At 62.6% G+C, this 13381-nt stretch carries 13 protein-coding genes, 1 tRNA gene and 1 pseudogene; 9 read left to right on the top strand and 6 right to left on the bottom strand.

What is annotated here, in order from left to right; all coding sequences use genetic code 11:
* Positions 1-12 precede the first annotated feature (12 nt).
* The 9 genes and pseudogenes from fdxH (at position 13) to ACX82Z_RS06580 (ending at position 7848) form a co-directional block, all read left to right on the top strand.
* On the top strand, positions 13-990 hold the full coding sequence (gene fdxH, locus ACX82Z_RS06540) for a formate dehydrogenase subunit beta (protein ID WP_459587389.1): 978 nt from the start codon (positions 13-15) through the stop codon (positions 988-990).
* 41 nt (positions 991-1031) lie between these two features.
* Positions 1032-1730 (top strand): formate dehydrogenase subunit gamma, encoded by a 699-nt coding sequence (locus tag ACX82Z_RS06545; RefSeq protein ID WP_459911643.1) that lies wholly within the window; start codon positions 1032-1034, stop codon positions 1728-1730.
* A 143-nt stretch (positions 1731-1873) separates the two neighbouring features.
* A complete protein-coding gene (fdhE, locus tag ACX82Z_RS06550) occupies positions 1874-2791 on the top strand; it encodes a formate dehydrogenase accessory protein FdhE (RefSeq protein WP_459587390.1) in 918 nt (305 codons plus the stop codon).
* Between the two features lie 5 nt (positions 2792-2796).
* Entirely contained in the window at positions 2797-4191 is a 1395-nt protein-coding gene (gene selA, locus ACX82Z_RS06555) for an L-seryl-tRNA(Sec) selenium transferase (RefSeq protein WP_459587392.1), read from the top strand.
* The gene (locus ACX82Z_RS06560; RefSeq protein WP_459587394.1) at positions 4178-4939 is read left to right on the top strand and encodes a tetratricopeptide repeat protein; all 762 of its coding nucleotides are present in this window, start codon (positions 4178-4180) and stop codon (positions 4937-4939) included. The genes selA and ACX82Z_RS06560 overlap by 14 nt, the downstream gene beginning before the upstream one ends.
* A gap of 44 nt (positions 4940-4983) precedes the next feature.
* A pseudogene (selB, locus tag ACX82Z_RS06565) lies at positions 4984-6810 on the top strand (selenocysteine-specific translation elongation factor); the annotation flags it as partial.
* Between the two features lie 66 nt (positions 6811-6876).
* Positions 6877-6972: transfer RNA gene (locus ACX82Z_RS06570), tRNA-Sec, on the top strand.
* 17 nt (positions 6973-6989) lie between these two features.
* Complete coding sequence (locus ACX82Z_RS06575) at positions 6990-7475, top strand: hypothetical protein (RefSeq protein ID WP_459587396.1); 486 nt, start codon at positions 6990-6992, stop codon at positions 7473-7475.
* Positions 7462-7848 carry a hypothetical protein gene (locus ACX82Z_RS06580; protein ID WP_459587398.1) on the top strand — a complete coding sequence of 129 codons (387 nt, stop codon included), beginning with the start codon at positions 7462-7464 and terminating at the stop codon, positions 7846-7848. Before ACX82Z_RS06575 ends, ACX82Z_RS06580 begins: the two co-directional genes overlap by 14 nt.
* A 7-nt stretch (positions 7849-7855) precedes the next feature.
* Here the strand turns inward: ACX82Z_RS06580 and ACX82Z_RS06585 are convergent, their stop codons facing one another.
* From ACX82Z_RS06585 to purQ, 6 genes are all read right to left on the bottom strand, one after another.
* A complete protein-coding gene (locus tag ACX82Z_RS06585; protein ID WP_459587400.1) occupies positions 7856-9109 on the bottom strand; it encodes a multidrug effflux MFS transporter in 1254 nt (417 codons plus the stop codon).
* Positions 9110-9213: 104 nt separating this feature from the next.
* Positions 9214-9546, bottom strand: a complete 333-nt coding sequence (grxD, locus tag ACX82Z_RS06590) for a Grx4 family monothiol glutaredoxin (RefSeq protein WP_459587402.1) — start codon at positions 9544-9546, stop codon at positions 9214-9216.
* 278 nt (positions 9547-9824) lie between these two features.
* Positions 9825-10058 (bottom strand): BolA/IbaG family iron-sulfur metabolism protein, encoded by a 234-nt coding sequence (locus ACX82Z_RS06595; RefSeq protein WP_459587404.1) that lies wholly within the window; start codon positions 10056-10058, stop codon positions 9825-9827.
* 12 nt (positions 10059-10070) lie between these two features.
* Entirely contained in the window at positions 10071-12290 is a 2220-nt protein-coding gene (purL, locus tag ACX82Z_RS06600) for a phosphoribosylformylglycinamidine synthase subunit PurL (RefSeq protein ID WP_459587406.1), read from the bottom strand.
* A gap of 14 nt (positions 12291-12304) precedes the next feature.
* Entirely contained in the window at positions 12305-12712 is a 408-nt protein-coding gene (locus ACX82Z_RS06605; RefSeq protein ID WP_459587408.1) for a hypothetical protein, read from the bottom strand.
* Positions 12709-13377, bottom strand: coding sequence for a phosphoribosylformylglycinamidine synthase subunit PurQ (purQ, locus tag ACX82Z_RS06610; protein ID WP_459587409.1), 669 nt, complete (start codon positions 13375-13377; stop codon positions 12709-12711). The genes ACX82Z_RS06605 and purQ overlap by 4 nt, the downstream gene beginning before the upstream one ends.
* Between the last annotated feature and the right edge of the window lie 4 nt (positions 13378-13381).

The raw sequence follows: 13381 nt of genomic DNA on the forward strand, positions 1-13381 counted from the left end.
GGAGGACAAGACATGACCATTAACGTCAATCCGCCCGTCGCGCCGGATACCGCCATGCAGATGGGGCCGCAGGATTACATAAGGCGGTCCGCATCCTCGGTGCCGCAGCCGGCTCGCCAGCTTGAAGCCGTCGCCAAGCTCATCGACGTGTCGAAGTGCATCGGCTGCAAGGCCTGCCAGTCGGCGTGCCTCGAGTGGAACGATCTGCGCGAGGAAGTCGGCGTCAATGTGGGTGTCTACGACAATCCGCACGATCTGACGCCGAACACCTTCACGCTCATGCGCTTCACCGAATGGGTGAATCCGGAGACGGACAATCTCGAGTGGCTGATCCGCAAGGACGGTTGCATGCACTGTGCCGATCCGGGCTGCCTCAAGGCGTGTCCGGCACCGGGCGCGATCGTGCAGTATTCCAACGGCGTCGTCGATTTCGTGAAGGAAAACTGCATCGGCTGCGGCTATTGCGTGAAGGGGTGTCCGTTCGACATTCCGCGCATTTCCAAGGTCGACAACCGCTCCTACAAATGCACGCTTTGCTCCGACCGTATCGCGGTCGGCCAGGGGCCGGCATGCGCAAAGGCGTGCCCGACCAAGGCCATCGTGTTTGGTACAAAGGAAGAGATGAAGGCCCACGCGGCCGAGCGCATCGAGGACCTAAAGTCGCGGGGCTACAACAATGCCGGGCTTTACGATCCGCCGGGGGTTGGAGGCACGCACGTCATGTATGTGCTGCATCATGCCGACAAGCCATCGATCTATGCCGGTTTGCCGGACGATCCGCGCATCTCGCCGCTGGTCGAGGCATGGAAGGGCGTGACCAAATATGCCGGTCTCGCGGTCATGGGTCTGGCGGCTGCAGCCAGTGTCTTCCACATCGCGTTCGCCGGGCGCAACCGCGTCACCGTCGAGGATGACGAGGAAGCCCGTCAGTTGACGCGGACTGCCCCGGGCGCCGCGCCGCTCGATCCGGACAAGGAGCCGCTGTCATGAGTGACGCTTCCCTGCACGGCCACAACAGGCCGATTCCGGAAGTGACGAAAGCGGAGATCGACCGCGGGGACCGGCTTCATGTCGGACGCGAGGTCGTCGTCGACCGCTACACCAAGTGGGCGCGCATCAATCACTGGATCACGGCGATCAGCCTGATCCTGCTCGCGCTTTCGGGGCTATCGCTGTTCCATCCGTCGCTTTTCTGGCTGACCAGCCTGTTCGGCGGCGGGCAGCTGACGCGCATGCTGCATCCGTGGTTCGGTGTCGTCCTGTTCTTCTCGTTCTTCGGCCTGTTCATCCGCTTCTGGCGCCTGAACCTGCCGAAGCGCGAGGACGTGCAGTGGGCCTCGCAGATCGGCGACGTGCTGACCAACCAGGAAGAAAAGCTTCCTGAAGTCGGCAAGTACAATGCCGGCCAGAAGATGGTTTTCTGGTCAATGTCGGTGCTGATCATGATCCTGATCGCCTCGGGCCTCGCCATCTGGGAGGAGTATTTCTCGCAGTACCTGACAATTCCGCAGCTTCGTGTGGCGGTCCTCATCCATGCGATCGCAGCCGTCGCCATCATCTGCGTGTGGATCATCCACGTTTACGCTGCCTTTTGGGTGCAGGGCACGATGCGTGCGATGACACGCGGCAACGTTTCGGGCGGCTGGGCATGGCGGCATCACCGCAAATGGCTGCGTGCGTTGGCAACCTACGGCAAGCGCGACGATCAGGCAGACGACCGCAAAGGCTGATCTCGTAAAATCGGGCGGCCGGCGAAGACCACTCGCCGGCCGCCTTTTCCGTTCCGGATAAGCCGCGACGAAGCGGGCAGTTTCCGGCCGTTTCCAAACATGATTAGATTGCCGCGTGGCCCGTGCGGCTCGTGGAGGTATAAATGCCCCGTAAAATTCCCGTTTCGGGAGACATGACGGCGATCGGCGAGGTCAAGACGCCGCCTTTCGCCCGCGTGCCGGACTCCGTCCGGCTTTTCGAGCGCCGCGCGGAGCGCTTTCGCCAGCTCTCCGGTCCCGACGGGATCGGTCCCTATCTCGGCCTTCTCGCCGGTATCGCCGAACAGCAGCAGGCACTTGCCGAAAAACTGCCTGAACCCGACGCGATGGACGATGCGGTCCTCAACCGTGCCGTTGAGCATGGCATGCCGCCGCTCGACCGCAGTTCGTTCAAGCCCGACGCCGGCTTCCACTCGCTGAGCGAAGAACTGTTCGGTGCGCTGGAAGAAGTCGAAAAACCGGCTGCGGCGAAGGATGCGTTGCGCTCCGTCAGGGAAGGCGGCGAGGCACGTCTCGCTACGATCGTTAGCGACCTGATGGCCGATTCGGTGCCGACCGAGACGATGGCGGAGCATGCCTATGTTGCCGCGGCGCTCCAGCTTCATTTTGTCCGCGCGGCGTCGGTGCTGCCGGAACGCCGTTTGAAATCGGTCGGCGATGGTGCGTGCCCGTCTTGTGGCGGGCCGCCGGTCACGTCGCTCATCGTCGGCTGGCCGCATGCGGGCGGCGCGCGCTTCTGCTCGTGCGCGCTATGCGGGACGCTGTGGCATCATGTACGCATCAAATGTGCGATCTGCTCCTCGACAAAGGGCATCCGCTATCAGGAAATCGAAGACGGACCGGGTACCATCAAAGCGGAAACCTGCGACGAATGCGGATGTTACGTCAAAATCCTCAACCAGCAGAAGGACAAGACGCTCGATCCTTTCGCTGACGATGTCGGTAGCCTTGGCGTCGATCTCCTGATGCGCGAGACCACATATCGGCGCGGCGCGTTCAACCCGTTTTTGCTTGGATATTAGGCGTCATGGACTTTCGCGCCATACCGTCCGTCGACGTCGTCCTGCGCAGTCCGATCGGACAGGCCGGGATCGAGCGTTTCGGACGCGCCGAGACGACTGCGAGCGTACGCACGGTGCTCGATGGCGAGAGAGCCGAACTGCGGACAGGACGTGCTGCGCGGGATGCGGAAGCCATCGCGGCGCATGCATTAGCCGCCCTCGAAGCAAACGCGGCATCCACCCTGCGACCGGTTTTCAACCTGACCGGAACGGTGCTGCACACCAATCTGGGCCGCGCTGTTCTGGCCGAAGCTGCTATTGAGGCGGCGAGTGAGGCTATGCGCAGCGCGGTCACGCTCGAATTCGATCTCGAAACGGGAAAGCGCGGTGAGCGTGATGACCATCTGCGCGCATTGGTGTGCGACCTGACCGGTGCGGAAGACGTTACAATCGTTAATAACAATGCGGCTGCCGTTCTCCTCGTTCTCAATACGCTGGCTGGCGATGGTGCGGGTGCCGTCGTCTCACGCGGCGAACTGATCGAGATCGGGGGCGCGTTTCGTATGCCCGATATCATGCGGCAGGCCGGGGCGCGGCTTGTCGAGGTCGGAACAACGAACCGGACGCACGAAAAGGACTACAGAGCCGCACTGGCGCAGGGAGATGTCGCACTGGTTCTAAAGGTGCATACGTCCAACTATCGCGTCGAAGGTTTCACGAAGGAGGTCGAAGCTCCGACGCTTGCCGGGATCTGCCGGGAAAAGAAGGTGCCGCTCGTCAACGATCTCGGTTCCGGTACGCTCGTCGATCTGGCGAAATGGGGCTTGCGGCGCGAGCCGACCGTGCGCGAGGCGGTTGCAGAAGGCGCTGATCTGGTGACCTTTTCCGGCGACAAAATTCTGGGCGGGCCGCAGGCTGGTTTCATCGTCGGTCGCAAGGAATTGATCGAGCGGATCAACCGCAATCCGATGAAGCGCGCTTTGCGTGTCGACAAGATGCGGCTGGCGGCGCTGGAAGCCACGCTGAAGCTCTACCGCGATCCGGACCGGCTGGCGGATCGCTTGCCGACATTGCGGCTTCTGGCCCGCAGCCAGGATGAGATCGCCGCAATGGCGGAAGCTTTGTTGCCGCGCGTAAACGCTGCGTTGGGCGAGGCTTGGCGTGTGGAACTCGTCGATTGCGCAAGCCAGATCGGTTCGGGCGCGCTGCCACTCGACACGCTGCCCTCCGCCGGCCTTGCGATCCGTGCTGCCGACGGCTCGGGACAGGCATTGGAGAGGCTCACGGCGGCGTTTCGCCGTTTGGCGACGCCGGTGATCGGCCGTATCGCTGACGGCGCTCTCGTTCTCGATCTGCGCTGCCTCGAAAATTGCGAAGCGTTCGTCCAGAACCTTGAAGGGCTCGACCGTGGGCTGGCTTGACCGTTTGCGTAAGCCCGCGCCGGACGACGCGATGGCAAGTGCGCTTGCCGCCGCTAAGGCTGGCGATTACGCGGCCGCACTTGCAATTTGGGAGCCGATGGCGCGGGCGGGTAACGCGCGCGCGCAAAACAATATCGCCGCGTGTTTTTCGGCCGGGTACGGTGTAGCGGAAGATACCGGGCTGGCAGCGAAATGGTTGGAACTATCGGCCGCGTCGGGCGATCCGGTTGGTCAGCGCAACCTTGCAACGCTCTATTTTCGCGGTGAAGGGGTCGCGCAGGACGACGGCGAAGCGATACGGCTTTACCGTCTTGCGGCCGATCAGGGCGATGCGACCGCGCAGGACATGTTGTCCTGGATGTTGGCCGAGCGCGGCGACTATGAGGGTGCGTTCGCACTGGCGCAGCAGGCGGCCGAAAAGGGCGTCGCCGCTTCGATGACGCGTCTCGGCAATCTTTATCACGATGCGCTGGGCGTCGAGCGTGACGTGAGCCAGGCTGCGCAGTGGTGGCGGAAGGCTGCCATGCTCGGCGATGCCGACGCGCAGGCGCGACTTGGCGCAGCCTATCTGACTGGCGCGGGCGTTGCCGCCGATCCGTTCGATGCCCTTGTCTGGCTGCTTCGCGCGCGCGACGGCGGCTCGAAACTGGCGGCGAACTTCATCCCTCCCGCCAATGGCATGTTGTCACCCGATCAGCGCAAAGAGGCCGCGCGCCGGGCAGATGAACCCTTGGGGGCTTTATCGTGATCGTCGGAACGGCGGGCCATATCGATCACGGCAAGACTTCGCTGGTGCGCGCGCTGACGGGCGTCGAGACCGATCGCCTGAAGGAGGAGAAGGCGCGAGGCATTTCCATCGATCTCGGCTTCGCTTACCGCACGCTGGCGAATGGTGCGCGGATCGGGTTCATCGATGTGCCCGGTCACGAGCGCTTCATCCACACCATGCTGGCGGGCGCAGGCGGGATCGATTTCGCGCTGCTCGTCGTCGCGGCTGACGATGGCGTGATGCCGCAGACGCGCGAGCATCTTGCGATTCTCGATCTTCTCAAGGTTCGGCGCGGCGTGGTGGCGCTGACCAAGGCCGATCTGGTGAGCGAGGACCGGCTGCTGGCCGCTGAAATCGAGATCCAAGCGGCGCTTGCGGGAACCGTTCTGGAAGGCGTTGAGGTTCTTTCGGTTTCGAGCGCAACCGGCGCAGGCGTCTCAGAACTCGAAGCACGGCTTTCGGCGGCGGCTCTCGAAATCGGCAGGCGCAGCGCAGCCGGCCGCTTCCGGCTGGCCGTCGATCGGTCCTTTACCATCCAGGGTGCGGGAACAGTCGTCACCGGCACCGTGCTCTCGGGGGAGATCGGTATCGGCGACACGGTGACGGTCAGTCCGGCCGGACTGACGGCACGCGTGCGCGCCATCCATGCGCAGAACGAAAAGGCCGAACGCGGACGGGCAGGGGACCGCTGCGCGCTCAATCTTGCAGGCGAGGGCATCGGCGCGGACGCGATTGCGCGCGGCGACATGGTCGTCGATCCGGTGCTTCATGCGCCGACGTTGCGGATCGACGCCGAACTCGATGTTCTGGCGACTGAGCCGCGCCCGATCGGTCAATGGTTTCCGGTTCATCTTCACCATGCCTCGTGCGAGGTGCCGGCGCGTATCGTTCTTCTTCAGGAAGAGCCAATCGCGCCCGGCGGGCGAGCGCTGGTCCAGCTTGTTATCGAACGGCCGATCGCGGCAGCGGTCGGAGACCGCTTCGTCATTCGCGATACCTCCGCGCAACGCACGATCGGCGGCGGGGTGCTTCTCGATCTTCGCGCGCCGGCGCGACGCCGCCGTTCGCCTGAGCGGCTGGAACAGGTCCGAGCCATGGCGGCAATCGACGTGCGCGCCGCTCTCAGTGCCCTTCTCGACATCAAACCGTTCTTTCTGGATATCGACGCGTTTGCGCGCGATCGCGCGCTTGGTGCGCAAGAAACCGCGCGTCTTGCAGCCGACACGATCCGCATCCCGCCCGAAACGGGCTCGGTCGTCATGGCGCCGGGACGCTGGCTGCGCTTTCGCCAACGGCTCCTTGCCGATCTGGACGCATTCCATGCGGACAACCCCGACCAGCCGGGTATCGGCCTTGAGCGCCTGCGTCTGCTTGGCGACGTGCGACTACCAGCGCCCATTTTCCGCTCTGCCTTGCAGGGATTGCAGCGTCAGGGCGAAATCTCGCTCGACGGGGCGTGGGTGCGACGGGCAAGCCACGTCGTGCGTCTGTCTGATGAAGACGAGGCTTTGTGGGGCGATGTCGAACAGCATCTGACCGGCTCCGAACGCTTCCGGCCACCGCGCACACGCGATTTCGCGGCGATGTTCGGCATACGAGAGCAGCAGATGCGCGGGCTTTTGAAGCGGGCAAGCCGCATGGGCCGCGTTCATGAGGTTGCGCAGGACAGCTTCTTTGCGCGGGACGTGATGAGCGAGATCGTTGGTATCCTCGCCGATGTCGCCTCAATGAAGCCAAAGGGTGAATTCGTCGCCGCCGATCTGCGCGACCGGTTGGAAAATGGACGAAAGGTCTCTATTGAGATTCTCGAGTTTCTCGACCGGCATGGCGTGACGTTGCGCAGAGGCGATCTTCGCCGGCTAAATCCGCACCGCCTCGACCTTTTCGGGGATTCGGTCCAAGAGAATGAAGACAAGGGAAGAGAAGCGTCCCCGGTGGGGCGTCCGGACTTCAAATCCGGGTGGGGCCGTGAGACGGTCCCAGGTGGGTTCGACTCCCACTCTCCTCCGCCAGTTTCCGGAAAATCCACATGAGCGAAATGCACCCATTCATCGCCCGGTTGAGCGAGAACGCTGCCGCATGCGAGCACGAGGAACAGGAATTCCGCCGCACCATGGCTACGCGGGTCGCCACGCTCGCCGAGGCGCGCGCCTTTGCAAATCGGCGCATGAACTTGATGAAATCACTGTTCGCCACAGTCGCACAGGCCGACAGCCAAGAGATCGCGACCGCCGCAGCGGTTGCCGCATTGCGCAACCGTCTCGGTTGGCGCGACGACAGCGATGCGCGAAACGAGGTTTTGACGGAATATGCAAAGATCGCAATGGCGGCATATGCCGCTACGCATGAAGTCGAGGACGACGAGGATGAAATCGTGACGGTGTCCGTCACGCAGACGCCGAATGTGGAGGCCGCGCTTCAAGCCTTCGAAGACTGGTATGTCGAAGCACGCGGCAAGCCGTTCTGGGTGTTGTTCGAGCACTACATGCCGGAGACGCAGCTTGTCGACTTCTGAGCGTCCGAACCGTTTCGACCCATGGCTTTCCGGCGAATATCGCAGGCGCGGCGATTTCACCGTGCTCGTGGTGCTGGTCTCGATGGACGGTAGTGCGATCGAACTGTTGCGCTCGACCTTCATGAACGTCATCGGCGACGAGACACGCTGGATTGATTTGCGCGAATTGTTCGCTGGTTCCGGCGTTGCGTGGAGCGGCGCGGCATTCTTCCCGGTGAACAGCTATTTCAACGGACCGGTGCCGAACGATGTCGCACGCTCCGAATTGAAAGAACTGGAGGCGCGGCTTCGCGAAGATCGCCGCGTTCTCAATGAAGGACATTTCTTCGACCGCAAAGGCAGGCGCCTCAAGGTCGAAGAGCTCCTTCACTGACTATCGCTCAGCCATGCTGCGGCGGCTCGTTCTGAGCCTGGAACAGGCGTCCACGCTCGGCGACCAATACCAATGCGAGGGCGAACAGGCCGGCGAAGAAATATCCGGCCGAAAAGGCGCGGATCGTCCCGTCGAAGGATTGCCCGATCATCGCGCCGATAAGGCCGCCACCAGCCGTCTGCAAGAAGCCCTGCACAGATGACGCGGTGCCTGCGACATGGCCGAGCGGCTCCATTGCGAGGGAATTGAAATTCGCACCGATCCACGCGAACTGGACCATCGCGAGGGCATAGACGATCGTGAACAGCCAAAGCGGCACCGGGCCAAGCAGTGCCAGGACAAAGCCGAGCGTCGTCACTGCGAGGAAGCCGAGCAGCGCGCCGTGCGCGAGCTTGCGCATGCCGAACCGTCCGACAAGCCGGGCATTCAGATAGGACGAAATCGCCATGAAACCGGCGACGACGCCGAAGAAGACCGGAAACCAAGCGCCAACGCCGTAAAGCCCGACATAAATCTGCTGGGCGGAGTTGATGAAGCCGAACAGCGCCCCGAAAACGAAGGTCAGCGCGGCGGTATAACAGACGGCGACGCGGTTCGTCAGGACGATCCGAAAACCGTTCATGATCGAGGTAACGGTGAAGGCGCGCGTGTTTTCAGGACGGAGCGTTTCTGGCAGGCGCATGGCCGTCCAGACGAGAACCAGCGTTGACATCACGCCGATGAAGACGAAGATCCAGTGCCAGTTCGCAAACAGCATGACGACCTGACCGACGCCGGGCGCGATGACCGGAACGACCATGAACACCATGAAGACGAGGGACATGACCTCGGCCATGGCGCGGCCGCCGAAAATGTCACGAATGACTGAAATGGCGATGACACGCGTGGCCGCCGCACCCATTCCCTGAACGAAACGCAGAATCAGAAGCGCACCGAATGTGGGCGACACCGCGCAGGCGAAAGCCGCGATGACATAGACCACGAGACCCGCGAGCAGCGGATTTCGGCGGCCGAAACGATCCGACAATGGACCGAAAACGAGCTGGGCCAGACCGAAGCCGGTTATATAGGCGGTGATGACAAGCTGGCGCCGGTTCTCGTCCGGCTCGCCGAGGCTCGCCCCGATCTCCTGCAAACCGGGCAGCATGATATCGATCGCCAGCGCGTTGAGCGCCATCAGTGCGGCGGCAAGCGCTATGAGTTCATTGCGTCCGAGCGGCAGCTTGCCGGCTACCGTTGTGCGCGGAGATGTCTGATCCATCGGTTTTGATCCAGCAAGATTTCAAAGACGAAAATGCGCCGGTCAAGAACCGGCGCATTGTCTGGATTTCGATTTCGGTTCGGCGCGCCTTGCGCGCCTCCGGGTCAGGCAGCTTTTACGCTGACGCCTTTTTCGCTCATGAAAGACTGCAATTCGCCAGCCTGGAACATTTCGCGGATGATGTCACAGCCGCCGACGAATTCACCCTTCACGTAAAGCTGGGGGATGGTCGGCCAGTTGGAATAGTCCTTGATGCCCTGACGAAGCTCGTCCGAGGTCAGGATGTTGACGCCTTTATAGTCGACGCCGAGATAGTCGAGAATCTGAACCACCTGACCCGAAAAGCCGCACTGAGGGAAGCCGGGCGTTCCCTTCATGAACAGAACGACGTCGTTCGACTTCACTTCATTGTCGATGAACTGGTTGATCGCGGTCATGGATCTGCCTTTCGTCTGCCGGTTCAAGGCCGGTAGCGTAACAAAAATGGATTGCCTCTAGATAAGCGATGGGGCGGCGAATGTCGAGTTGGGGGTCAGGATCTGTTAATTTGAATTGAATGGTCGGAGCGGATTTGTGCGGATGCGCGGAGCATGGTCGCCGGAAGGCCGTAGCCTTTCAAGACCGTGTGACAATGCACCCCGTGCAAATCCGTCCGATCCGAAGGACGATCGATCTGGCGTCGATCTGCGTCGTCAAAGCCCTCGACCGGGGTGCGCTACTCGGGAATGCTGGTCTGAAGCGCGAGTGCGTGGAGGACACCGCCCATATTGCCCTTCAGCGCGTCATAGACCATCTGGTGCTGCTGGACGCGGCTCTTGCCGCGAAAGCTCTCGGCCACGACTTCAGCCGCATAATGGTCGCCGTCGCCGGCAAGATCGCGGATCGTCACCTGCGCGTCGGGAATCGCGTCCTTGATCATGCGTTCGATGTCGCGAGCGTCCATAGCCATTATGCGTGCCTTTTAGTCCATGAATTCGGGGAACCACGAGTCGTGGCGTGCCTTGAGTTCTTCAACGGATATGGCACGCGTGCCAGGCAGTTGCAATTCGCGTCCGCCCGTCTCGCCGATCCACGCGACAACGAGCCCGCGCGTCGCGCCCGCGTCCACGATTTCGCGCAAAAGCTGCTTGTCGGCACGCGGGGCGGTCAGAAGATAGCGGCCCTGATCTTCGCCGAAAAGAACCGGCGTCGGATCGCCCGGCGTCGGCAGGCTGATGGCCGCGCCGATGCCTGCCGCCATCGCCATTTCGGCGACCGCGACGGCAAGCCCGCCATCGGCAATGTCGTGGCAGGCCGTTACGCGTCCATCGCTTATCGCATCGCGTACGAAATCGCCCGCGCGGCGCTCGTGATCGAGATCAACGGGTGGCGGGGGCCCGTCGCGGCGCTCGTGAAGGTCGCGCATATAGGTGGACTGTGCCAGATGGGAGCCCCATTGCGGGCTTGCGCAGACGAGCAGGATCGCATCGCCTTCGGCCGCGAACGCGATGCGCGCCATCTTCGACCAATCGTCGATGAGGCCGACGCCGCCGATCGTGGGCGTCGGCATGATCGCCTTGCCGTTGGTCTCGTTGTAGAGCGACACGTTGCCCGAGACGATGGGAAAATCAAGCGCGCGGCATGCTTCGCCGATGCCTTTGATCGCACCGACGAGTTGGCCCATGATCTCGGGACGCTCCGGATTGCCGAAATTGAGATTGTCGGTCGCGGCAAGGGGGAGCGCGCCGGTCGCGCACAGATTGCGCCAGCATTCGGCGACCGCCTGCTTGCCGCCTTCGAACGGGTCGGCCTCGACATAGCGCGGCGTCACGTCCGACGAGAAGGCAAGCGCCTTCGTTTCATGGCCCTCGACGCGCACGACGCCGGCATCGCCGCCGGGGCGCTGCAGGGAATTGCCCTGGATCAGCGTGTCGTACTGTTCCCACACCCAGCGGCGCGAGGCGAGGTTCGGCGAGCCGATCAGCTTCAACAGCGCGTCGGCCGGGTCGATTGCCGGAAGATCGGCGAAGTCGGGCATGGCAGGCTTGGGCGTCTCGACCCATGGCCGATCATATTCAGGAGCCTCGTCGCCGAGTTCCTTGATCGGCAGGTTGGCAACCTCTTCACCCTGATGAAGAACGCGGAAGCGCAGATCGTCGGTCGTCTTGCCGACGATGGCGAAGTCGAGACCCCATTTTTTGAAGATCGCCTCGGCCTCGGCCTCTTTTTCGGGGCTGAGCACCATGAGCATGCGCTCCTGGCTTTCCGATAGCATCATCTCATAGGCCGACATGCGCTCTTCACGCACAGGAACGGCATCAAGCTGAAGCTCGATGCCGAGATCGCCCTTCGCACCCATTTCGACGGCCGAGCAGGTGAGACCCGCCGCGCCCATATCCTGAATGGCGATGACCGCGCCGGTCTTCATCAGTTCGAGGCATGCTTCGAGAAGGCACTTCTCGGTAAACGGGTCGCCGACCTGAACGGTAGGGCGCTTTTCCTCGATGTCGTCGTCGAACTCGGCCGAAGCCATCGTCGCCCCGCCGACACCGTCGCGACCCGTCTTGGCACCGAGATAAACGACAGGCAGGCCGACGCCCTTGGCCTGCGACAGGAAGATCTTGTCGGTATCTGCAAGTCCGGCGGCAAAGGCGTTGACCAGGCAATTGCCGTTATAGCTGGCGTCGAACTCGACTTCGCCGCCGACGGTCGGCACGCCGAAGGAATTGCCGTAGCCGCCGACGCCGGCCACAACGCCTGCGACGAGATGCTTCGTCTTCGGATGGTCCGGTGCGCCGAAGCGCAGCGCGTTCATCGCCGCGACGGGACGCGCGCCCATCGTGAACACATCGCGCAAAATGCCGCCGACGCCCGTCGCCGCGCCCTGATAAGGCTCGATATAGGACGGGTGGTTGTGGCTCTCCATCTTGAAGACGACGGCCTGACCGTCACCGATATCGACGACACCGGCATTCTCGCCCGGTCCCTGAAGCACGCGTGGACCTTTTGTCGGCAGCGTCTTCAGCCACTTTTTGGAGGATTTGTACGAGCAGTGCTCGTTCCACATCGCCGAAAAGATGCCGAGTTCGGTGAAGGTCGGTTCGCGTCCGATCAGGTCCAGAATGCGCTGATACTCGTCCGGCTTCAAACCGTGGGAAGCGATCAACTCATCGGTGATCGGGATCGAATTCGAAATGGTCACGCGGAACGTCTCCGTCAGGCGGGGCGAGAGCAGGTGGTGGCGCCCGACGCCCATCTGGTGATGTCGGACGAGATACGGTCGGATTCGGACCCGCCGTCGATCAGCGGGCCGAACGTATTGATACGGGCCGGGCTGCCGGACGCTTCGACGACGAGCTTCGGCAGGCCGCCGATATTGCCACGCGGCACTGCAAGGATGCGCGGCTTGCCCGAATGCGACGTCAGTTCCGGGGACATGATAAGGTCCGAAAAGCGGGGATCGCCGGCTCTGAACCAGCAGCGCTGTGCGGCGACCGCAACACGCTCCATGGTCGACAGCGCGGACGCATCACCGGGCTGCGAAGCCGTTTCGGCTATAGGAGCCGAAGCGCGGCAACCCGAAAGCGCGAGCGCGACTGCGACCGCAGCGAATACAGCCCTCACGCCGCCCGCCCGAGCGCGGCCTCGAAGAGCGCGCGACCATCCGAGCCGCCATGCGCGTCCTCGATGAGGTTTTCGGGATGCGGCATCATGCCGAGCACATTGCCCTTGTCGTTTACAATGCCTGCGATGTCGTTGAGCGAGCCGTTCGGATTGGTGCCGTCCGCATAGCGGAACGCAACCTGACCCTCACCCTCGATGCGTGCAAGCGTTTCGGCATCGCCGAAATAATTGCCATCGTGATGCGCGATGGGGCAGCGGATGACTTGGCCCTGCTCGTAACGATCGGTGAAGCGGGTCTGAGTATTTGCGACTTCGAGCTTCACTTCGCGGCAGACGAATTTGAGCGAGGCGTTGCGCATCAGCGCGCCGGGCAGAAGTCCAGCTTCCAGCAAAATCTGAAAACCGTTGCACACGCCCATGACCGTGACGCCCTTGGCCGCTTTTTCCGCGACGGCGCGCATGACCGGCATGCGTGCGGCAATCGCACCGCAGCGCAAATAGTCGCCATAGGAAAAACCGCCGGGGATGACGATCAGATCGACATCGGGAATCTCGTTGTCGGTCTGCCATACGGTAACCGGCGGCTTGCCGCCGATCTTCGTCAGCGCAGCGATCATGTCGCGGTCGCGATTGAGGCCGGGAAGGAGGACGACGGCTGATTTCATGGTC

Source organism: Aliihoeflea sp. PC F10.4 (assembly GCF_054612275.1).